Here is a 20,830-nt window from a genome sequence, read left to right as displayed (position 1 = left end):
CGTTATGAAGATGAACACACTGGTGCCAGAGATGATTGTCTCTGACTTAAAACGAAGCTTGGATTTTTACTGCTTGATCCTGGGCTTCCAGATTGAATACGAACGGCCAGAAGACAAATTCGCCTTCCTTTCCTTTCAAGGGAGCCAATTGATGCTGGAGCAGGATGACCTGGAAGAGTCTCCGTGGCGTGTTGGCCCTTTATTATCTCCCTATGGCCGAGGGATGAATCTTTCGATTCAGTGCTCTGATACCAGAGCTTTGGCCCGGGCCATCGAAGACGCGGGTTTTGAATTGCGTCGATGCATTGAAGAATGCTGGTACCGAGATAATGAGCGCCTGCACGGCGAGCTTAATTTCCTGGTGCTCGATCCGGATGGCTACCTGTTGCGGTTCTCTCAAAGCCTGGGTTTCAGAGCCGTCTAGCATCAAGAACCTGCACCAGGATGCTGCACCCCACTATTTTGAATATTCAAAGACCGCAATGGGTCGTTTTCTGCCTGATCCCAAGGACAGTCATCGACCCGAACAACCATTTCCCACGCTAACAGCGATTATCAGTGTTCAGGGTTTTCCTGCTTCTTTAATCCAGGTATCAAGCTCTGTAACCATTTTATGGACCTCACCGTCTTCCCGTTCCGAGGGACGAATAATGGCGTTCCAGGCGATATCCAGACCGTCATTCAGTGCCGCCCACGCCAGCTCCCCGCGCTCAAGGCTGGGGGTCACCAAATCCCGTTGCAAGATGCTGATTCCGTAGCCTGAGCGCACCAACTCGACGATGGCTTCGATCAACTCCACCGTAATCATGCGGCGCGGCAAGATGCTGGCGGGGGCGAAGAACCGGTCATATTCCCAGCCGCTGGCGCGATCGGTCGAATATGTCACGAGGTTGTAGGTCTTGAAGTCTTGTGCGTAGATATTTTTCCTTCCGGCAAGGGGATGATCGGTTGCCATGATCGCAATCAAGTCATCCCGAAAAAGCGGCAACCTGGCGACGCCACTTGGCACCATGCCGTCATCGATGATGGACACATCGAGTTTGCCTTGCATCAGGCTCGCGTAAACATCACTACGGGGCACGGTCACCAGTGTGATTTCGATGTCTGGCCGCAGACTTGAGTAGTGTTTGATGAATTTTGGAATCCAGCGAAACGGGCCGTAGGAAGTGACGCCCATGCGTACAAACGCTGTAACGCCACCGGCCATGGACCTGGCTTCGGACTCGGCTTCATTGAGTATCGCGATGATGTCTTTGGCGGCTCGTTCCAGACGCGCGCCAGCAGGGCTGAGTCTGAGTTTTCCTCCTGATCTTTCTGTCAGGCTGACACCCAGCCGCCGCTCTGCTTCCCGCAGACGATGACTGACTGCCGAGGGCGTCAGCCACAAACGCTCGGCAACGGCCGTTACCGAGTCCACCTCCGACAGGGTTTTCAACATCACAAGGTGATCCAGCGTGAGTCTCATGGCGAGCGACCTGAAAATAATTCACGAAATTGCGTAAAATTATGAGCGTGACTTGTTTTTTGCGCCGATGCAATCTGAATCCAGCAGAGCCACTGGAGACCAACAAAAATGACTACCCTGCCTTTTACACCTGCACTGACCCTGGGCGATATCATCGACCTCGAGCGCTATCCCATTACTGACCGCACCAGTGCCGCGTACCTCGCACTGGTTGCTCAAAGTCAGTCATTGCTGGGAGAAGACGGCGTGGCGATTTTCCCGGGTTTTGTTCGTGATCCATCAGTTGTGGTGATGGCGGATCAGACGCTTGCCCTGCATTCGCGCATGTTTCATTTTCGGGAAAACCATACGGTTTACTTCAAACCTCAAGAGGAAAGCGTTGATCCGGAACACCCACTTCGACGGTTGATGAACACGGCCAAAGACACCGTTGCCTATGCCGATATTCCGGCCGAGCATTTGATCAGGCAGATCTACGAGTCGGAAGAAGTCCTTGCCTTCATCAAAGATGTATTGGCTCTGGACGCGCTCTATCGCCACGCCGATCCGTTAGCCGCCCTTAACTTGCAGGGCTTCACCGAAGGACAGCAGTTGGGATGGCATTTTGACCGTTCCGACTTCAGCGTCACGCTGTCCCTCCAGGCGGCGAACGCCGGTGGGGATTTTGAGTACGTGCGCATGCTGCGCAATGAAAATGACGATTGTTACGACGCGGTCAGGCAATTTCTCGATGACCCGAACACACAGCAGATTGAGGTTTTGCCTCAAGTGCCCGGCACCCTGACATTGTTCCGCGGCCGCTATTCATTGCACCGGGTGACGCCGGTGGAAGGGGATCGACTGAGGCTCAATGCAGTGTTCGCGTACGTCGACCAGCCTAACGTTGAATTCAGTGCCTATGCCCGTCAACTGTTCTACGGGCGCACCTCCGTCGATCCGGTTTAGGTTTCGCCAATAACAATAAACGCAATTGATTCACGCCTTCGCTTTACGTGTTTGCGCACAGACTTGTCCATGCTAAATCTGATGGACTCGTTTGTTCCTGTGTCGCACACAACAGTTCGCTGCCCCCAATAATAATGATTCGGAGCGTCTGATTATGAAAAACAGGAAGAAGTTGCTGGCCTCGTTGCTCACCCTTGGCTTGCTCGTGGGTAGTGCTTCAAGCCAGGCCTCAGGATGGTGTGAGTCGGGCAAGCCAGTGAAATTTGCCGGCCTGAATTGGGAGAGCGGGATGCTCCTGACCGACATCATGATGATCGTGCTCAAGGACGGTTATGGCTGTGCAACGGATCAGTTGGTGGGCAACACCATCATTCTTGAGACTGCACTGGCCGGCAATGACATTCAGGTGTTTGGTGAAGAGTGGATGGAACGCAGCGAGGTCTGGAAAAAGGCCGCGGCGGCCGGAAAGGTCATCGGGGTTGGCGCGCCTATTATTGGTGCGACTCAGGGCTGGTATGTACCGCGCTATGTCGTTGAGGGGGACGCTAAACGTAACCGGCCGGCGCCAGCGCCTGACCTCAAGACAGTCGCTGACCTGAGCAAGTACGCGAGCGTTTTTCACGATGCGGAGGAGCCATCCAAAGGCCGCTTCTACAACTGTCCTGCGGGTTGGATTTGTGAACAGGACAATACCGAAATGTTGAAAGAGTACGGTCTTGAAAACACCTTCACGAATTTCCGTCCCGGCACGGGTGCCGCATTGGATGCGGCTGTCCTGTCCAGCTATAAGCGCGGCGAGCCGGTCCTGTTCTACTACTGGTCACCAACGCCGCTGATGGGGCAGATTGACGCAATCAGACTGGAAGAAAAGACCGGGGCCAACAAAGACGTCGTCACCATGGTCGGACTCTCCAAGCCTTTTCATGAACAGGCGCCTGAACTGGTCGCGGTTCTGCAGAAGGTCAACATTCCTATCGATCTGTTGAATCAGAACCTGGCGAGGATGACCCGCGAACGCATCGAATCTCCGAAGCTGGCCAGAATGTTCCTCAAGGAACACCCGGAAATCTGGCACGCCTGGGTAGATGACGCCGCGGCAAAAAAGATCGAGGCAGCGCTCTAACCTGTCTTGGGGGCACGGATGCCCGCCCTTTGTAACACCCCTCTGAACTCACTTTCACTGCTGGTTTTTACTGCTTCTGCACAGAGGCGGCTCTTCTTCGCGTCCGGGAATTACGAACATGATCAAATCACGAGCGGCCGTCGCCTTCGCGGCGAACCAGCCACTGCAAATTGTGGAAATCGATGTGGCACCGCCGCAAGCCGGTGAGGTACGGGTACGCATTGCTGCAACAGGTGTCTGTCACACCGATGCGTTTACCTTGTCCGGTGCCGATCCCGAAGGGATCTTCCCGGTCATTCTTGGCCACGAAGGCGGCGGTATCGTCGAGGCGGTCGGTGAGGGGGTGACTTCCCTGGCGGTGGGCGATCATGTGATCCCGCTGTACACCCCCGAATGTGGCGAGTGCAAATTTTGCACCTCCGGCAAAACCAACCTGTGCCAGAAGATCCGTGCGACGCAGGGCAAGGGCCTGATGCCCGATGGTACCAGCCGCTTTTCTTACAAAGGCCAGCCCATATTCCACTACATGGGCACCTCGACGTTCTCCGAGTACACCGTGCTGCCGGAAATTTCCCTGGCCAAAATTCCGAAGGACGCCCCTCTCGACAAGGTCTGCCTGCTCGGTTGCGGTGTGACGACCGGCATTGGCGCGGTGCTCAACACGGCAAAAGTGGAGGAGGGCGCCAGCGTGGCGATCTTCGGTCTGGGCGGCATCGGCCTGGCCGCCATCATCGGCGCGACCATGGCCAAGGCCGGTCGAATAATTGCGATTGATATCAACCCGGCCAAGTTCGAAGTCGCCAGGCAGTTGGGCGCTACCGACTTCATCAATCCGAAGGATCACGACAAGCCTATTCAGGACGTGATTGTCGAGATGACTGAAGGCGGCGTGGATTACTCCTTTGAATGCATCGGCAACGTCAATCTTATGCGCGCGGCCCTGGAGTGCTGCCATAAAGGGTGGGGCGAGTCGGTGATTATCGGCGTCGCTGGCGCGGGCCAGGAAATCAGCACCCGTCCGTTCCAGCTCGTGACCGGTCGCGTCTGGCGCGGCTCTGCTTTCGGCGGTGTAAAAGGCCGCAGTGAATTGCCCACGTACGTCGAGAAGGCCCAGGCCGGCGAAATCCCGCTCAACACCTTCATCACCCACACGATGGGACTTGAAGACATTAACAAGGCCTTCGAGTTGATGCATGAAGGCAAGAGTATTCGCACCGTTATCCACTTCGATCGCTGATTCAATCGGCCCGGCGATGATCACTAGACGCGTCATGTCCGGTCGAAACGGCAATAGCCATCCACTGAATTTCTACCAAAGAGAGCATCAAATGAGCATCTTCACTCACGTCACCGTCGGTACCAACGATCTGCAAAAGGCTCGCCGTTTTTACGACAACGTACTCGGCGCACTCGGCCAGAAACGCATCGCTGATCTGGAAGACAATGGCTCGATCTGGGGTGAAAATGCCCCGTCCTTTTTCGTGCTGAAACCGGCAAACGGCGCTCCCGCCAGCGTCGGCAATGGTGTCACTGTCAGCTTTGAAGCACCGAATCGCGCCGCCATCGACGCTTTCCACGCGGCAGCGCTGGCCTGTGGCGGCACCGACGAAGGCGCTCCGGGGCCACGAGGCTGGGCACCCGATGCTTATGCTGCCTATGCCCGGGACCTCGACGGTAACAAACTGGCCGCGTACTGTTTCAAGCCTGCCTAAGCTTTATTCGAGCGGCGGCTGCTGCCCTTCGTAACAGGACGTTATCGATCGCAGAAGTCGCCATTCAATCCCGAGCGATCCTGTCATTTGCCAAGGCCTGGGGCAGGGGCGATACCACTGACATCTCTGCCAAAGGTGTCACTGCATGTCAAAGCTCCCCCCGGTATCGATTCAGCGGCCTCTGTGGTCGACTCATCCACAGGCAGCGTAGTCATTTGATCGTTACAACGACCTTGCCCTTGGCCCGTCCCTGCTCGACGTACTTCAATGCCTCTGCCGTTGATTCAAAGGTGAAAGCGCGGTCAACCACAGGTTTGATGATGCCGGTTTCAATCAGCGCGGTGATGTGTTGCAACTGGGCGCCATTGGCCCGCATGAACACGAAGGCGTAGCTCACGTTCCGCTTGCGTGCCTTGCGGCGAATACCGAGGCTCAGCAGGCGCATGACTTGCTTCAATGGCCAGGACAGGCCTTGCTCCTGCGCGAACTGCGCAGTGGGTGGTCCTGAAATGGAAATGAGTTGGCCACCGGGCTTGAGGACATTGAGTGACTTCTCCAGTACGTCCGCGCCCAGGCTGTTCAACACCACATCGTAGTCATGCAAGACGTTTTCGAAGTTCTGCTGTGTGTAGTCGATCACCAGATCGGCCCCCAGCGACTTCACCCATTCGACATTCCCTGTGCTGGTGGTGGTCGCGACAAAGGCACCGAGGTGTTTGGCAAGCTGGATGGCAAGGGTGCCGACGCCGCCGGAACCGGCGTGGATCAGCACTTTCTGGCCCTTTTTCAGTCGGGCCGTTTCGACCAGCACTTGCCAGGCGGTCAGTGCGACCAAGGGGACGGACGCGGCTTGTGCCATGTTGGTGTTGGCAGGCTTCAGGGCGATTGCGTTTTCGTTCACGGCGATCAATTGCGCGAACGTCCCGATCCGCGTTTCTGGCGGGCGAGCATAAACTTCATCTCCCGGTTTGAACTGTTTCACTTGCGCGCCAACCTCAACCACCACACCCGCCAGGTCATTGCCCATTACCAGTGGAAATGAGTAGGGCAGGATCAGTTTGAATTCGCCTTTGCGGATCTTCGAATCCAGTACGTTGACGCTGCTGGCGTGTACCTCGATCAAGACGTCGTGGGCACCCACCGCGGGGGCGGGGACTTCGCCAATGCGCCCGGTGTTCTTGCCGTAGCGATCAATTAAAAATGCCTTCATCGTTGTGCGGCCCTTGTCGGTTGGAATGGGGGTGCGCGGAGCTTACGGCGTCGCGTTGATCAGGCATCAACGAACGTCAGTGCCTTGTCCACAAAGTCAGCGTAGTGCTGGAAAATGCCGCCGTGGCCGGCATCCTCATAAACCACAAGTTGTGCGTTCGGGATGCGGTTGGCTTGAACAGGACGAGGGGCACACCGGTTGTGGGGCCGAGGTCGCGACAGGCGAAGGGAATGCCGTTGACCGTGATCGACTGGTTCGCCGCATTGACGAACGATGTCTGCGAGCCAGCGGGGTTATTTGTATTCTTGGGAGCCATGTCTACTCCGAACAGCGGGCCGCTTTCGATGCAGTGCCTTGGGCGCCTGCATCGAATCCTGGCTGGTTGTCCGCTACAAAAAGATCACTCTGGGATTTGGTAGCGCTGGGCAACCGCAGACTGGCGGATCTGCCCCAGCAGGCCCTGACGTGCGGTCTGCAGGTCATCCCAGCGTTCAGCTTCGTGCAGCGGCGGGATCGTCACTGGCTCACGCCGATCAAAACCGACCAGTGCGGCATCCACCAGATCGCCCACTTCCATGATTTCGTTCAAGGTGTTGATGTCGATGCCGGAGCGATCCCAGATCTCGGTGCGGGTAGCGGCCGGCAGCACGGCCTGCACGTAAACACCCAAGGGCGAAAGTTCCAGGCTCAGGCCTTGGGAAAGGAACAGCACGAACGCCTTGGTCGCACCGTAGACCGACATGCCGAACTCGGGCGCCAGGCCCACTACCGAACCGATATTGATAATCGCGCCTTCGCCTGCTTTGGCCAGGCGTGGGGCGACGGCGCTGGCGAGCCGCACCAGCGCGGTGGTATTGAGGGCGACCAATTGCGCAACACTGTCGGTGCTTTGGTCGATGAAGTTGCCGGACAGCCCGGCGCCAGCGTTATTGACGAGGATGCCGATACGGGCGTCGTCGCGCAGGCGTGCTTCAACGGTTTTCAGATCGCTGAGTTGGGTCAGGTCCGCCGGAATCAATTCGACGGCGACGCCGTGTTCGCTGCGCAAGCGCGCTGCAAGTGCATCCAGGCGTGCCTGGTCTCGGGCAACCAATACAAGATCGTGGCCGCGTTGCGCGAAGCGTTCGGCGTAAACGGCGCCGATGCCAGTGGAGGCGCCAGTGATAAGGACGGTAGGGCGAGTGCTCATGGGGTCATCTCTCTTTCAGGATGTGTGAAAACAAAAAGCGCAGTCATGGATTGATCAGCTTGCGGTGGCGCCCGATTCAGCCAACGTCGGGTAGTCGATGTAACCGGCCGCGCCACCGCCATAGAGGGTGGCGGGATTGAAGGCGGACAACGGCGAGCCGCTCTTGAGGCGCGCCACCAGGTCCGGGTTGCCAATGAACGGACGACCGAACGCAATCAAATCGGCCTGGTCTTCGGCGAGCCGCGAAGTCGCCAGGTCCAGGTCGTAGCCGTTGTTGGCGATGTAGGTGTTTTTGAAGCGCTGGCGCAGGGCGCCGAAATCGAATGGCGCCACGTCGCGGGGGCCACCGGTTGCACCTTCGACTGCGTGCAGATAAACGACGTCAAGGGCGTTGAGTTGATCGACGACGTAATCGAATTGTGCCCGCGGATCACTGCTGGAAACGCCATTGGCCGGCGACACAGGCGATAGGCGCACACCGGTGCGATCCGCGCCGATTTCATTGACGACGGCCGCCGTCACCTCGAGCAACAGACGCGCACGATTTTCAATCGAACCGCCGTAAGCATCGGTGCGTACGTTGGCGCTGTCCTTGAGGAATTGATCCAGCAAATAGCCGTTTGCACCGTGAATTTCCACGCCATCGAACCCGGCGGCGACAGCGTTTGCCGCGGCCTGGCGGAAATCGGTGACGATTCCCGGCAGTTCGCTGATCTCCAGGGCGCGTGGCTCGGAGACATCTTCAAAGCGGTTGTTGACGAACACTTTGGTGGCGGCGCGCAGCGCTGAAGGGGCCACAGGAGCGGCGCCGTTTTCTTGCAGATCAACATGCGATACCCGGCCGACATGCCACAGTTGCAGGAAGATTTTTCCGCCCTTGGCATGGACGGCGTCGGTCACCGTGCGCCAGCCATCTATCTGCGCCTGCGTATAGATTCCGGGGGTGTCCTGATAGCCCTGGCCTTGTCGGGAAATCTGTGTGGCCTCGCTGATCAGCAAGCCCGCGCTGGCCCGTTGGCTGTAATAGGTGGCCGCGAACTCGCTTGGCACAAAGCCTTCGCCTGCTCGGTTGCGTGTCAGTGGCGCGAGGACGACACGGTTCGACAGCGTGAGGGCGCCAAGCGTGTAAGGGGTGAACAGATGCTGGTCGGTCATCGGGTATGTCTTCCGTGCCTGTTGAGGGAGGTCGGTGGTGCGTGCAATTAGGATGATGATCGAAATCTAAACTGTCAACGGTTTTGATTGTGATCAACATCTATGTATCATTGCGCCCATGATTTTCCAGTGGACATGAGGTATTGCACGTGAGAGTGACCAAGGCCCAGGCGCAGGCCAATCGGGAGCACATCGTTGAGACGGCCTCTGAGCTGTTCCGTGAGCGCGGCTTCGACGGCGTCGGTATATCGGATCTCATGGCGGCTGCCGGTTTCACCCACGGAGGTTTCTACAAGCATTTCGGTTCGAAGGCCGACCTGATGGCCGAAGCCTCGGCCAGTGGCCTTTCCAAATCGCTGGAAGGTGCTGAATCGCTCGATGTTCCAGGCTTCATCGACGTCTATGTGACAAGGGAACATCGCGACGGACGCGGCAACGGTTGCACCATGGCCGCGTTGTGTGGCGACGCGGCGCGTCAATCGGATGATGTGAAAGCGACGTTTGCCGAGGGGATCGAGCACACCCTGCAAACACTGGGGGACAAATATCCGACGGGGCCGGATGCCGCTTCGGGTGAGGGGAGAAGGAAAATGATCGACCTGCTGTCTCGTGCTGTCGGTGCGATTCTTTTGTCGCGTGCCTGCCCGGATGATTCCGCACTGGCGGATGAGATCCTTGAGGTGTGCCGCGCTGAAATGTTTGCTTCGTTGCCGGTCAATGACGTGAACGCACCATAACGATACAGAACACTCAGCTTCTATATTTCAGCGCCTCCACCCATGCAGAAAAGGCGGGAGACGTCTGGCGTCTGTTGGGGTAATACAAGTGGTAACCCTGAAACTCGGGACACCAGTCGGCCAGGACTTCTTTGAGGCGGCCGTCGGCCAGATACGGTGCGACCAGTTCCTCCGGTACGTAGGCCAAGCCCACGCCGTCAACGGCAGCGTTGAGCACATGCATGATGCTGTTGAAAACAAGTTGTCCATCGGCCTTGACCGTAAACGCCTGGCCATCTCGTTCAAACTCCCAGGCGTAGATCGCCCCTGATGGCCTGTGTCGAATATTGACGCAGTCATGCCCGGTCAGCTCATAGGGGGTTGTAGGTGCCGGGTTGCGTTCGAAATACGCTGGCGATCCCACCACCGCCAACCGCCAGTCCGGTCCTATGCGAACCGCAATCATGTCCTTGCTGATCGATTCGCCCAGGCGAATGCCGGCATCGAAGCGTTCTTCGACCACGTTGGTGAATCCATAGTCGACGTAGAACTCCAGAGTGATATCCGGGTAATTCTTCAAGAAGCCTGCCAGCATCGGCCGAATGCACAACTCAATCTGATCGTCAGTGCAGGAAATACGAATCGTGCCACTGGGTTTGTCCCGTAGTTCGCTCAAGGCTTCAATCTCGACAGCGATCTGATCAAACAGCGGGGCGATCGAGCGCATCAATCGTTCGCCAGCCTCTGTCGGCGAAACATTGCGTGTCGTGCGGGCCAGCAGACGTATCCCCAGTCTTTGTTCAAGCGCGCGGATCGTATGACTCAGCGCAGAAGGCGTAACGCCCAGTTTGGCGGCGGCTTTGGTAAAGCTTTGATCGCGCGCCACCGCCAGAAAAGCTTGGAGATCGTTGACTTTGGTAGGGGCCATTGCTGAGTTTTTCTCAAAAGCACATGAAGATTACACCTGCTAATCAAGGTATCTCGAATCCGTCAAGCTCTGCCACCTATCTGGAACGGAGTACTGATGATGAGCGAGACACCTGTATTCGACACCCCGACAGGTGATGCCCTCGGCACGCCGGGAACTGGGGAACAGCCGGCTTACTGGAGTGGCATCTTTGCGATGACACTGTGCGTCTTCGCGCTGATCGCCTCCGAGTTCATGCCTGTCAGTTTGCTCACACCGATTGCATCGGATCTGCACATCAGTGAAGGACTGGCCGGCTATGGGATCGCCATCTCCGGCGCCTTCGCGGTGGTGACAAGTCTTTCGATTTCCAGGCTTGCGGGCTCAATGGACCGCAAGACGCTGTTGTTGCTGCTGACCGGGGTTATGTGCGTGTCGGGGCTGGTGGTCGGTCTGGCGCCAAACTATACGGTGTACATGTTGGGGCGTGCGCTGATTGGTGTGGTGATCGGTGGGTTCTGGTCGATGTCGGCGGCAATGGCCATGCGCCTGGTACCGTCCCATAAAGTGCCCAAGGCTCTGGCAATCTTCAACGGCGGTAATGCTTTGGCAACTGTAGTGGCCGCCCCACTGGGAAGCTATCTGGGGAGTGTCATCGGTTGGCGGGGGGCTTTTTTCTGCCTGATTCCGGTAGCGATCGTCGCGTTGATCTGGCAGTGGATCAGCCTGCCAGCCATGACGGCGGCGCCGCGTAAAGCGGGCGCGGGCAATGTCTTTCGATTGTTGAAGAGCCGATTGGTCCGTTTCGGCCTGTTGAGCGTGGGCATTTTTTTCATGGGGCAGTTCGTATTGTTCACCTATCTGCGCCCGTTTCTGGAGACCGTCACCGGTGTAGAGGTCTCCCTGTTGTCGATGATCCTGCTGGTCATCGGCGTGGCGGGTTTTGTCGGTACCGTTCTGATCGGGCGTTTCCTGAACGCCGGCCTCTACCGGGTACTGGTCAGCATTCCCCTCTTGATGGCCGCCATTGCTCTGTCCCTGATTGTCCTTGGCGGTGGCGTCGTGGCGGTTTTTGTATTGCTGGGGCTGTGGGGACTGATCGCGACGGCGGCACCTGTGGGGTGGTGGTCGTGGTTGGCCAAAGCGTTGCCCAAGGATGCTGAAGCCGGTGGCGGCCTGATGGTGGCGGTCATTCAGCTATCCATTGCGCTGGGCTCTGCTCTCGGCGGGCTGTTGTTCGACGGGAGCGGCTATCGCGTGACCTTTCTCGCCAGCGCCATCTTGCTGGTACTCGCCGCAGTGGCGGCCGTGTTCACATCGCGAAGCACCGTCAATCAGTGATGAGACTCAAAATTGACCTTGTCCGTTTGACGAGCCGGAACCCTGTGCCTAGGGTTCTTGCAGGCATTCAGTCGTCAGACTGGCGTGGTGCCAACTTGCTCAGAACAAACGAGGTGGACATGGACAGGACGTTTAACCGGGGCTGGACATTAGCTGCGGCACTTGTCGTGGTGGTTTCAACGCTTTTCACGGGATGTGCGAGCAAGAACGATCCGATCACGCAGGCAGACAAGGCGGATGTGGCCAAGGGCGTCCCCGCGCCGAGCCTCGAGCAGACGAAGGCTATCGCCGAGGAAGGCTTTATCTACGGCTTGCCGCTGGTGATGAACTACGCCGTGATGAACGAGTTCGCGGTGGACCCCAAGTCCAGCCAGTTCAAGGCTCCCTTCAACCGTCTGTATAACGAACATCGGGTCGCGACGCCCGCTGACACTGCCGTCATTACGCCAAACAGCGACACCCCATACTCGATTCTTTGGACCGACCTGCGCGCCGAGCCTCTGGTGATCACCGTGCCGGCAGTCTCCAAAAAGCGCTATTACTCGGTGCAACTGATCGACGGCAACACCTATAACTTTGGCTATATCGGCAGTCGGGCAACAGCCAGCGTGCCCGGGAGCTATCTGATTGCAGGCCCCGACTGGACAGGGGCGACACCGCCTGGCATCGATAAAGTGTTCAACTCCACGACCCCCTTCGCCCTGACGTTGATCCGGACCCAGTTGTTCAATCCAGCCGACATGCCCAATGTCGAGAAGGTTCAGGCGGGTTACAAGGTCCAGCCGCTTTCTGCCTTCCTCCATCAACCCGCGCCGCTCGCGGCACCGAAGATTGACTTCGTGCCGGCCACCACGGCGGGGATCAAGGACAATTTCTTCGAGTACCTGTCGGCCGCGTTGGAGTATGTGCCGCCATCGGCTGACGACAAGGAGATCCGGTCGAAGCTGGCCAGCATCGGCGTTGGCCCCGGCCGGCGCTTCGAATTCAAAGACCTCTCGCTCGAACACAAGGCGGTGGTCTTGTTGGGGATGAAAGCTGGCGATGAGAAGGTTGACCAGTTTCTCTCGAGTGGCATGAAAAACATCAATGGCTGGAACGTCGGCGCGTTCTTCGGCGACCAGGCGTTCTACAAGGCCGACTGGCTAATGCGTGCCGGCGCCGCAAAGGGCGGCCTTTACGGCAATGACGCCGTTGAGGCGATGTACCCCTTTACCCGCACCGACGGCAATGGCCAGACGCTGGATACCAGCAAGCGCAACTACACGCTGACCTTCCCGGCCGGCAAGCTGCCGCCCGTCAATGCCTTTTGGTCGGTGACCCTGTACGACGGCAAGAGCCAACTGCTGATCAAGAACCCGCTCAACCGTTACCTGATCAATTCGCCGATGCTGTCGGCCATGAAGAAAAATGCGGAGGGTTCACTGACGCTGTACATCCAGAAGGACTCTCCCGGCAAGGCCAAGGAAGCCAATTGGCTGCCGGCACCCGACGACACGGTCTATCTGGTGATGCGTCTCTACTGGCCGAAGACCGCACCGCCTTCGATTCTTCCCCCTGGCGAAGGCAGCTGGCAGCCACCGGCGGTGGTCGTGTCCAAATAGTGCGACCCCTTGCTGACACTCGCTGTAAGTGGGTGTCGGCAAGGGCTGCTTTTGCTGTGCCGGTGCGCAACAACCCTCATTCCGTCGCCCCACGTGCCCATCTCGTTTTTGCCCGCTACAATGCGCACCTACCGTGATAACCAGATAAAAAATATGTCTCTGCCAAAACATCACCTGGAATTGCTCAGCCCCGCCCGTGACGTGAGCATCGCTCGCGAGGCCATCCTGCATGGTGCCGACGCCGTGTACATCGGTGGCCCGAGCTTCGGCGCCCGGCACAACGCCTGTAACGAGGTCAGCGAGATTGCCGGGCTCGTGGAGTTCGCCCGTCGCTACCACGCCCGTGTGTTCACCACGATCAACACGATCCTGCACGACAACGAACTGGAGCCGGCGCGCAAGCTGATCCACCAGTTGTACGAGGCGGGCGTCGATGCGTTGATCGTTCAGGATCTGGGCGTGATGGAGCTGGATATCCCGCCGATCGAGCTGCACGCCAGCACCCAGACCGACATCCGCACGCTGGCACGGGCAAAATTCCTGGACCAGGCGGGTTTCTCCCAACTGGTACTGGCCCGCGAGCTGAACCTGCAAGAGATCCGCGCCATCGCCGACGAGACCGATGCCGCGATCGAATTTTTCATCCACGGTGCGTTGTGTGTGGCGTTCTCCGGGCAGTGCAATATTTCCCACGCCCAGAACGGTCGCAGCGCCAACCGGGGCGACTGCTCCCAGGCCTGTCGTTTGCCGTATACCCTCAAGGACGACCAGGGCCGCGTCGTCGCTTACGAAAAACACCTGCTGTCGATGAAAGACAACAACCAGAGCGCCAACATCCGTGCCCTGGTCGAAGCCGGTGTTCGCTCGTTCAAGATTGAAGGGCGCTACAAAGACATGGGCTATGTGAAAAACATCACGGCCTATTACCGTCAGCGTCTGGACGACGTGCTGGAAGATCGCCCGGACCTGGCGCGGGCCTCCAGCGGCCGCACCGCGCACTTCTTTGTGCCCGACCCGGACAAGACCTTCCACCGCGGCAGCACTGATTACTTCGTCACTGATCGCAAGATCGACATCGGCGCTTTCGACTCCCCGACCTTCACCGGTTTGTCGGTAGGCGTGGTGGAGAAGGTCGGCAAGCGGGATCTGCAGGTGGTGACCTTTGAGCCGCTGTCCAATGGCGACGGCCTCAACGTGCAGATCAAACGTGAGGTGGTGGGTTTCCGCGCCAATATCGCCGAGCCCAAGGGTGAATTCCTCGAAGACGGCCAGAAGCGCTATCGCTACCGCGTCGAACCCAACGAGATGCCGGACGGGATGTTCAAGCTGCGGCCCAACCATCCTCTGAGCCGCAACCTTGACCATAACTGGCAGCAAGCCTTGCAGAAGACTTCCGCCGAGCGTCGTATCGGTTTGAGTTGGGTGGCACGCCTTGATGAGCAGCGCCTGCAACTGACCGCCACGAGCGAGGAGGGTGTCAGCGCCAGCCTGTCGCTGGACGGCCCGTTCGGTCTGGCCAACAAGCCGGAACAGGCCCTGGAGCAACTGCGCGATCTGCTCGGTCAACTGGGCACCACGGACTACCACGCGACCGCTGTTGAACTGGAGGCACCCCAGGCGTTTTTCATTCCCAACTCGCAACTCAAAGCCTTGCGCCGCGAGGTGATTGAAGCGTTGACCGCGGCCCGTCTGCTCGCCCACCCGAGAGGTCATCGCAAGGCTGAAACGACGCCGCCGCCGGTGTATCCGGAGTCGCACTTGTCGTTCCTGGCCAACGTCTACAACCAGAAGGCCCGGGACTTCTATCACCGCCATGGCGTCAAGTTGATCGACGCGGCGTTTGAGGCTCATGAAGAAACCGGGGAAGTGCCGGTGATGATCACCAAGCACTGCCTGCGGTTCTCCTTCAATCTGTGCCCCAAGCAAGCCAAAGGCGTCACTGGTGTGCGCACCAAGGTCGCGCCGATGCAACTGGTGCACGGCGACGAGGTACTGACGCTGAAGTTCGACTGCAAGCCTTGCGAAATGCACGTCATCGGCAAGATCAAGGGCCACATCCTTGACCTGCCACTGCCGGGGAGTGTGTCGGAGCCGGTGGTGGGTTACATCAGTCCTGAAGACCTGTTGAAGACCATTCCTCGCGCGCCGCATTGAGTGAGCGGCGAGTACGCTGCGCTGGGTCATCGTCAATACCGATGATCGGCGCAGCCCATCCGGCCGGCCCCATGTCGTGGAGTTTGATCTAGCCTTGAGTTAACGCTCGGGAGAAAAAACCATGGCCGTCGCTCTCAGAAATGTGTTGGCCGTTACTTCGGGTTTGTTTTTTTATATCGCCGCGAGCGGTCAAGGGATTGCAGACCCCCAACAGCCACCGGCCATCCTCCCGCTGGAATCCGAGGCGGTGCCCACACTCATCGCCTATCCGCCGCTGGCCGAGCCGCTCGCCCGCGGTGTTGTCATCATCCAGTATCAAATAGAGCACGCCAGGGTCATGCCGGTATTTGGCAAAGCGGCGGTTGGCGTATCACCGCGTCTCGCTCACCTGCATGTGACCGTCGACGACTGGAAAGGCACGTGGGCGCACACCAGTGAAGACCCGATTATCGTGGTCGGGTTGACGCCCGGGACGCATAAGGTGCTGCTTGAAGTGGCCGACCCGACTCACAAAATTCTCACCGGCACGGAAGTGAGTTTTGTTGTGCCGCAGAAGTGAAAAGCTTCAGACGGCAGGTAAATAAATACGTCGTCTTTTTCGATGCTTTTTTCGATGAAAATTGGGCAATAAGAAATAACAAGACAGATTCATAAGTGCGCTTAGGTATTCAACTTCCGAAAAATGAATAACGACTTTCTCAGAAATCTGAAGTCCTTAAAATAGTCTGGTAATTTCATTCAATACCCGATCCTGAGTTTGAGGGCTGGGTCTGTGGCGATAAGCTACTGCCAAAAAAGCAACGCCTTCGTAGTCGCAGCGAATCGAAAAAGTCATACCTTCGCGCATCCCATAGACTGATCTGTCTCCGGCATCAACAAAATATCTCGCTTTTGCAAGCGCCGCACTGGCGTGCTTCAGGCAGTCAGCTTGGCTATACGAGTGTTGTATCCAGCTAGTCGTGACACGTACAGACGAAGTCTCGCTATCATCAATAGGGGGTTGAGTAATTTCTTTCGTAGATGCGGTGCTGTTTTTATCGCTCGCGCAAGCGGTCAGTCCAATTAAAACAACACTAATTAAACATCCAAACCGAAGCCTGGAATACTTAAGTTGATTTCGCATGGAGTGACGTTCCTGTGACAATCTGCAATGAATGAAGTGGTCGTTACTATTGTAGTAGCGGGTTTCTGATTTTTTGCTACTTGTAGTCAGTGAGAGGATAGACCGTCTGCTTATAGGGCGTGGGATTTGGCAGCGAATACCCGTTTCTGGCTGATAGCTGACTGATCTAAGAGACCCTGCGTTCATCGCCTGTATCGTTTCCTTGTCGCTGAAAAACAGCGATCGGGTTTGGTAGCCCGGTTTCGTATCACGGTGCATGGCATCACCTATTATGGTGGCCATGCGCGGGGCTCTTTCGAGGGCGCCGGGAACTGATACGACCGGTCTATCAACCCGCGTATTGCCATCACCCTTCGTTGGTAGCGAAAGTGATGGCTCTTTTTTTAAATAAACTGTAACCGCTGATTGTGGTGAGGGGGGCAAGGCCTCTTGCCACAGGTATTCATCGTTTGATCGATGCTTTCACACCCCCCATCCCTCCCTCACAGCCTTGCGAATCCCCTCCAGCAACATCGCAAACGCCGGGTTGTCATTGTTCTCGCGCCAGATCAAATGCAGCTCGCTCTGTACGCCTTCCCCAAGATCGATATCCCGGAACACCACGTTCTTGAACACCACGCTGGTGGCGCAACGCGGGACCAGGGCCAGGCCCATCCCCGCGTTGACCAGCGCCAGGATCGTCAGAGACGAACCGAGCCATTGCACGTATTCCGGGGCCACACGGGCTGAGCGCAGCATGCCGGTCAGCAGTTCGTTGAAGGGCGGGTAGGCGGCGTGGGAGTACATCAGGAACGGTTGCGCGTCGAGGTCTTTGACGGACACGGTGTCGGCAGTGGCCAGCGGGTGGCGACTGGGGACGGCCAGGACAAACGGCTCGCGCACCAGGCACTCGGTGGCATAGCCCGGTTCCAGCAAGGGCGCACGGACGATGCCCAGATCAATACGCCGGGCGCGAAGGGCTTCGTGCTGTTGGTAAGTGTTCATCTCCGACAGGTCGATTTTGACGTGGGGCTGTTTGAGCCGCGCTTCAGCAATGACCTTGGGCAGGAATTCATACACCGCGCTGCCGACGAAGCTGATGTTGACCGAGCCGATGTCGCCTTCGGCAAACCGCCGGGCGGTGACGGCGGCTTGTTGGGCGCGCTCCAACAGGTTCTGCGCTTCGATGAAGAAGGCGCGACCGGCGGCGGTGAGGGCCACGCTACGGGTGGTGCGGGTGAACAGTTCGACGCCCAGGTGGTGCTCCAACAACTGGATCTGTCGACTGAGCGGGGGTTGCGTCATGTTCAGGCGTTCGGCGGCACGACGAAAGTTGAGTTCGGTGGCCACCGTGGTGAAGCAGCGCAGTTGAGTCAGTTCGAACATTGATCTAATCCAGGTATCAATCGAATGCCAAGTTAGATTAGACGGGATCAATTGCCGCGTCCATGATCGGCTCGTCCCTAAAAAAACAATGAACGGGAGTTGCCTCTTGAATACCCTCCAGAATCCCTCGGACCCGAGCGTGTTGGCCCGCGCCGCGGCCAAGGTCAAACGCCATGTGCTGCCGCTGTTTGTGGTGATGTTCATCGTCAACTACATCGACCGGGTCAACATCGGCTTCGTGCGCAGCCACCTGGAAACCGACCTGGGCATCGGCGCCGCGGCCTACGGCCTGGGTGCCGGGTTGTTTTTCATCGGATACGCGATCTTCGAAGTGCCCTCCAACATGCTGCTGCAACGCTACGGTGCTCGCGCCTGGCTGACGCGCATCATGTTCACCTGGGGTGCCGCCGCCATGGCCATGGCCTTCGTGCGCGGCGAAACCAGTTTCTATGTGCTGCGTTTTATTCTCGGCGCGGCTGAAGCGGGGTTTTTTCCGGGCATCATTTACTACTTCACCCAGTGGTTGCCGTCGACGGAACGGGGCAAGGCCATGGCGATCTTTCTCAGCGGCTCGGCGATTGCGTCGGTCATTTCCGGCCCGGTGTCCGGTGCGCTGCTGAACGTCAGCGGTTTGAGCCTGCATGGCTGGCAGTGGATGTTCTTGATTGAAGGCTTTGCCTCCATCGTCCTTTGCGGTTTCGTCTGGTTCTGGCTGCAATCCCATCCGCGTGAAGCGAAATGGCTGAGCGCCGAAGAAAAGGACGCGCTGGTTGGCGCCATCGCCCTGGAGCAGCACGCTCGCGAAGCTGCGCAGACGATCAAACCGTCGATGTTTAAACTGTTGGCCGACAAGCAAATCGCGCTGTTTTGTTTTATCTATTTTTCCATTGCCCTGACCATCTATGGCGCTACGTTCTGGCTGCCGAGCATGATCAAGAAAATGGGCAACCTGGGCGACTTCCAGGTCGGCCTGTTCAACTCGATTCCGTGGCTGATTTCCATCGTCGCGATGTATGGCTTCGCCGCCATGGCCAGCAAATGGAAACACCAGCAAGCCTGGGTGGCGTTGACGCTGGTGATTGCGGCGTTCGGCATGTTCATGTCGACCACCGGCGGGCCGATCTTCGCCTTCGTCGCCATCTGTTTTGCGGCCATTGGTTTCAAGGCTGCCTCGGCGTTGTTCTGGCCGATTCCGCAAGGCTATCTGGACGCGCGCATCGCCGCCGCAGTGATTGCCCTGATCAACTCCATCGGCAACCTCGGCGGTTTCGTGGCGCCGACGGCGTTCGGTTTTCTCGAACAAAAAACCGGCTCTATCGAGGGCGGACTCTACGGCCTGGCCGCCACCTCACTGGTCGCCGCCGTGGTGATCTTTTTCGCACGCACCGCACCCCGTGGCGACGCCTTGCGCTCGCTGACAGGTAAACCCGCCTCGACCAGTGCGCCACAACCCCCTGTCAGTCACACCGCTTTGAAACCAGATCCAAAGGGAGCAGCTTCTTGAAAATCACACGAGTCACCGTCACCCCCATCGCTTTCCGTGATCCGCCACTGCTCAATGCCAGTGGTATCCACGAGCCGTTCGCGCTGCGCTCGATCATCGAGATCGAGAGCGACACTGGCTACATTGGCCTGGGGGAGAGTTACGGCGACGCGCCGGCGCTGGCGATCCAACAGCAATTGCAAGACCAGCTGATTGGCCTCGACCCGTTCAACCTCAATCAACTGCGCGCCATCGTGCAGGCCACCGTGGCGGCGAACAAACCGGCGAGCATCGCCGGTGCAGAACTGGCGCCCGGTTCTCACGCCAGCAAAGCGGTGAGCAATGCGTATTCGGCGTTCGAAGTGGCGTTCCTGGATTTGCAGGCGCACTCGTTGAACGTGCCGTTGGTGGACTTGCTGGGCGGTGCGATCCGTGACGAGATTCCGTTCAGCGCCTACCTGTTCTTCAAGTACGCCCAGCATATCGACTTGCCTTACAAACCCGACAGTTGGGGGGAAGCGCTGAACGAAGAGCAGATCGTCGCCCAGGCTCGGCGCATGATCGAGACCTATGGTTTCAAGAGCATCAAGCTCAAGGCGGGCGCGCTGGAACCGGAGCATGAAGTGGCGTGCATCAAGGCGCTGAAAAAGGCCTTCCCGGGTTACCCGCTGCGGATCGATCCGAACGCAAACTGGTCCCTGGAAACCTCAATTCGCATGGCTGAACTGCTGGGCGACGACCTGCAATATTACGAAGACCCGACGCCGAGCCTGGAGGGGATGTCCGAACTGCACAAACGCACCGGTCTGCCGCTGGCGACCAACATGGTGGTGACTGACTTCGATGAGTTCCGCCGCAGCGTGGCCTTGAACAGCGTGCAGATCGTGCTCGCCGATCACCACTATTGGGGCGGCCTGCGCGACACCCAGGCCCTGGCGAAAATGTGCCAGACCTTTGGCCTGGGCGTGTCCATGCATTCCAACTCGCACCTGGGCATCAGCCTGATGGCGATGGCCCATGTCGCCGCGTCGGTGCCGAATCTCGATTACGCCTGCGACACGCATTACCCGTGGCAAGAGCCGGACGAAGAGGTGATCAAGGGCGGCAAGCTGCCGATCGTCGATGGCTGCGTGAAAATTACCCGCGCGCCGGGGTTGGGTCTGGAGCTGGATCACGATCAATTGGGCAAGCTGCACGACCAATACCTGACGTGCGGCATTCGCCAGCGCGATGACGTGAAACAGATGCAGCGCTACAAGCCGGAGTGGAAAACCGTCAAGCCGCGTTTTTGACGGGACAAAACCTGTGGGAGCACGTTCGCGCCCACAGGGACCTCATTTG

At 58.0% G+C, this 20,830-nt stretch carries 19 protein-coding genes and 1 pseudogene; 12 read left to right on the top strand and 8 right to left on the bottom strand.

Going from position 1 to position 20,830, the window contains the following annotated elements:
- Positions 1 to 4 precede the first annotated feature (4 nt).
- A complete protein-coding gene (locus NL116_RS19555) occupies positions 5 to 424 on the top strand; it encodes a bleomycin resistance protein (protein ID WP_494373631.1) in 420 nt (139 codons plus the stop codon).
- Between the two features lie 138 nt (positions 425 to 562).
- On the opposite strand, the gene NL116_RS19550 is transcribed toward NL116_RS19555, so the two are convergent.
- Positions 563 to 1,465, bottom strand: a complete 903-nt coding sequence (locus NL116_RS19550; RefSeq protein WP_494373630.1) for a LysR family transcriptional regulator — start codon at positions 1,463 to 1,465, stop codon at positions 563 to 565.
- A 108-nt stretch (positions 1,466 to 1,573) separates the two neighbouring features.
- On the opposite strand from NL116_RS19550, the gene NL116_RS19545 reads away from it, so the two are divergent.
- From NL116_RS19545 to NL116_RS19530, 4 genes are all read left to right on the top strand, one after another.
- Positions 1,574 to 2,410: a HalD/BesD family halogenase gene (locus NL116_RS19545; protein ID WP_494373629.1), complete on the top strand. Its 837-nt coding sequence runs from the start codon at positions 1,574 to 1,576 to the stop codon at positions 2,408 to 2,410.
- A gap of 154 nt (positions 2,411 to 2,564) precedes the next feature.
- Positions 2,565 to 3,533, top strand: coding sequence for an ABC transporter substrate-binding protein (locus NL116_RS19540; protein WP_494373628.1), 969 nt, complete (start codon positions 2,565 to 2,567; stop codon positions 3,531 to 3,533).
- Positions 3,534 to 3,651: 118 nt separating this feature from the next.
- Entirely contained in the window at positions 3,652 to 4,770 is a 1,119-nt protein-coding gene (locus NL116_RS19535; protein ID WP_494373627.1) for an S-(hydroxymethyl)glutathione dehydrogenase/class III alcohol dehydrogenase, read from the top strand.
- A 91-nt stretch (positions 4,771 to 4,861) separates the two neighbouring features.
- Positions 4,862 to 5,245, top strand: a complete 384-nt coding sequence (locus NL116_RS19530) for a VOC family protein (protein ID WP_027925194.1) — start codon at positions 4,862 to 4,864, stop codon at positions 5,243 to 5,245.
- A gap of 211 nt (positions 5,246 to 5,456) precedes the next feature.
- On the opposite strand, the gene NL116_RS19525 is transcribed toward NL116_RS19530, so the two are convergent.
- The 4 genes and pseudogenes from NL116_RS19525 to NL116_RS19510 all read right to left on the bottom strand — a co-directional run bounded on the left by NL116_RS19525 (position 5,457) and on the right by NL116_RS19510 (position 8,799).
- Positions 5,457 to 6,455 (bottom strand): NADP-dependent oxidoreductase, encoded by a 999-nt coding sequence (locus tag NL116_RS19525; protein WP_494373626.1) that lies wholly within the window; start codon positions 6,453 to 6,455, stop codon positions 5,457 to 5,459.
- Between the two features lie 175 nt (positions 6,456 to 6,630).
- A pseudogene (locus NL116_RS19520) lies at positions 6,631 to 6,771 on the bottom strand (alpha/beta fold hydrolase); the annotation flags it as partial.
- Between the two features lie 84 nt (positions 6,772 to 6,855).
- On the bottom strand, positions 6,856 to 7,644 hold the full coding sequence (locus NL116_RS19515) for an SDR family NAD(P)-dependent oxidoreductase (protein ID WP_494373625.1): 789 nt from the start codon (positions 7,642 to 7,644) through the stop codon (positions 6,856 to 6,858).
- Between the two features lie 54 nt (positions 7,645 to 7,698).
- Entirely contained in the window at positions 7,699 to 8,799 is a 1,101-nt protein-coding gene (locus NL116_RS19510; protein WP_494373624.1) for an alkene reductase, read from the bottom strand.
- Between the two features lie 149 nt (positions 8,800 to 8,948).
- Between NL116_RS19510 and NL116_RS19505 the strand changes: the two genes are divergently transcribed.
- The gene (locus NL116_RS19505) at positions 8,949 to 9,536 is read left to right on the top strand and encodes a TetR/AcrR family transcriptional regulator (RefSeq protein ID WP_494373623.1); all 588 of its coding nucleotides are present in this window, start codon (positions 8,949 to 8,951) and stop codon (positions 9,534 to 9,536) included.
- A 13-nt stretch (positions 9,537 to 9,549) separates the two neighbouring features.
- Here the strand turns inward: NL116_RS19505 and NL116_RS19500 are convergent, their stop codons facing one another.
- Positions 9,550 to 10,443 carry a LysR family transcriptional regulator gene (locus NL116_RS19500; protein WP_494373622.1) on the bottom strand — a complete coding sequence of 298 codons (894 nt, stop codon included), beginning with the start codon at positions 10,441 to 10,443 and terminating at the stop codon, positions 9,550 to 9,552.
- Between the two features lie 99 nt (positions 10,444 to 10,542).
- Here NL116_RS19500 and NL116_RS19495 point away from each other — a divergent pair, with 99 nt between their 5' ends.
- From NL116_RS19495 to NL116_RS19480, 4 genes are all read left to right on the top strand, one after another.
- On the top strand, positions 10,543 to 11,763 hold the full coding sequence (locus NL116_RS19495) for an MFS transporter (RefSeq protein ID WP_494373621.1): 1,221 nt from the start codon (positions 10,543 to 10,545) through the stop codon (positions 11,761 to 11,763).
- Between the two features lie 119 nt (positions 11,764 to 11,882).
- The gene (locus NL116_RS19490) at positions 11,883 to 13,364 is read left to right on the top strand and encodes a DUF1254 domain-containing protein (RefSeq protein ID WP_494373620.1); all 1,482 of its coding nucleotides are present in this window, start codon (positions 11,883 to 11,885) and stop codon (positions 13,362 to 13,364) included.
- 153 nt (positions 13,365 to 13,517) lie between these two features.
- Positions 13,518 to 15,518: a peptidase U32 family protein gene (locus NL116_RS19485; RefSeq protein ID WP_494373619.1), complete on the top strand. Its 2,001-nt coding sequence runs from the start codon at positions 13,518 to 13,520 to the stop codon at positions 15,516 to 15,518.
- 121 nt (positions 15,519 to 15,639) lie between these two features.
- Positions 15,640 to 16,077 (top strand): DUF6130 family protein, encoded by a 438-nt coding sequence (locus tag NL116_RS19480; RefSeq protein ID WP_494373618.1) that lies wholly within the window; start codon positions 15,640 to 15,642, stop codon positions 16,075 to 16,077.
- A 156-nt stretch (positions 16,078 to 16,233) separates the two neighbouring features.
- Here the strand turns inward: NL116_RS19480 and NL116_RS19475 are convergent, their stop codons facing one another.
- Both NL116_RS19475 and NL116_RS19470 read right to left on the bottom strand, forming a co-directional pair.
- Positions 16,234 to 16,923, bottom strand: coding sequence for a hypothetical protein (locus NL116_RS19475; RefSeq protein ID WP_494373617.1), 690 nt, complete (start codon positions 16,921 to 16,923; stop codon positions 16,234 to 16,236).
- A gap of 180 nt (positions 16,924 to 17,103) precedes the next feature.
- Entirely contained in the window at positions 17,104 to 18,006 is a 903-nt protein-coding gene (locus NL116_RS19470) for a LysR family transcriptional regulator (RefSeq protein WP_494373616.1), read from the bottom strand.
- 106 nt (positions 18,007 to 18,112) lie between these two features.
- Between NL116_RS19470 and NL116_RS19465 the strand changes: the two genes are divergently transcribed.
- On the top strand, positions 18,113 to 19,510 hold the full coding sequence (locus NL116_RS19465) for an MFS transporter (protein WP_494373615.1): 1,398 nt from the start codon (positions 18,113 to 18,115) through the stop codon (positions 19,508 to 19,510).
- Entirely contained in the window at positions 19,507 to 20,781 is a 1,275-nt protein-coding gene (locus NL116_RS19460) for a glucarate dehydratase family protein (RefSeq protein WP_494373614.1), read from the top strand. Before NL116_RS19465 ends, NL116_RS19460 begins: the two co-directional genes overlap by 4 nt.
- The last annotated feature ends 49 nt before the right edge of the window (positions 20,782 to 20,830 follow it).

The organism is Pseudomonas sp. FBCC-B1667 (assembly GCF_059133255.1).
This window is presented reverse-complemented; position numbering and strand designations above follow the sequence as displayed.

What these genes read in the sequence shown, in the direction of transcription:
- NL116_RS19555 (WP_494373631.1), top strand. Translation starts at nt 5, where the DNA reads ATGAAGATGAACACACTGGTGCCAGAGATGATTGTCTCTGACTTAAAA.
- NL116_RS19550 (WP_494373630.1), bottom strand. Translation starts at nt 1,465, where the DNA reads ATGAGACTCACGCTGGATCACCTTGTGATGTTGAAAACCCTGTCGGAG.
- NL116_RS19545 (WP_494373629.1), top strand. Translation starts at nt 1,574, where the DNA reads ATGACTACCCTGCCTTTTACACCTGCACTGACCCTGGGCGATATCATC.
- NL116_RS19540 (WP_494373628.1), top strand. Translation starts at nt 2,565, where the DNA reads ATGAAAAACAGGAAGAAGTTGCTGGCCTCGTTGCTCACCCTTGGCTTG.
- NL116_RS19535 (WP_494373627.1), top strand. Translation starts at nt 3,652, where the DNA reads ATGATCAAATCACGAGCGGCCGTCGCCTTCGCGGCGAACCAGCCACTG.
- NL116_RS19530 (WP_027925194.1), top strand. Translation starts at nt 4,862, where the DNA reads ATGAGCATCTTCACTCACGTCACCGTCGGTACCAACGATCTGCAAAAG.
- NL116_RS19525 (WP_494373626.1), bottom strand. Translation starts at nt 6,455, where the DNA reads ATGAAGGCATTTTTAATTGATCGCTACGGCAAGAACACCGGGCGCATT.
- NL116_RS19515 (WP_494373625.1), bottom strand. Translation starts at nt 7,644, where the DNA reads ATGAGCACTCGCCCTACCGTCCTTATCACTGGCGCCTCCACTGGCATC.
- NL116_RS19510 (WP_494373624.1), bottom strand. Translation starts at nt 8,799, where the DNA reads ATGACCGACCAGCATCTGTTCACCCCTTACACGCTTGGCGCCCTCACG.
- NL116_RS19500 (WP_494373622.1), bottom strand. Translation starts at nt 10,443, where the DNA reads ATGGCCCCTACCAAAGTCAACGATCTCCAAGCTTTTCTGGCGGTGGCG.
- NL116_RS19495 (WP_494373621.1), top strand. Translation starts at nt 10,543, where the DNA reads ATGAGCGAGACACCTGTATTCGACACCCCGACAGGTGATGCCCTCGGC.
- NL116_RS19490 (WP_494373620.1), top strand. Translation starts at nt 11,883, where the DNA reads ATGGACAGGACGTTTAACCGGGGCTGGACATTAGCTGCGGCACTTGTC.
- NL116_RS19485 (WP_494373619.1), top strand. Translation starts at nt 13,518, where the DNA reads ATGTCTCTGCCAAAACATCACCTGGAATTGCTCAGCCCCGCCCGTGAC.
- NL116_RS19480 (WP_494373618.1), top strand. Translation starts at nt 15,640, where the DNA reads ATGGCCGTCGCTCTCAGAAATGTGTTGGCCGTTACTTCGGGTTTGTTT.
- NL116_RS19475 (WP_494373617.1), bottom strand. Translation starts at nt 16,923, where the DNA reads ATGGCCACCATAATAGGTGATGCCATGCACCGTGATACGAAACCGGGC.
- NL116_RS19470 (WP_494373616.1), bottom strand. Translation starts at nt 18,006, where the DNA reads ATGTTCGAACTGACTCAACTGCGCTGCTTCACCACGGTGGCCACCGAA.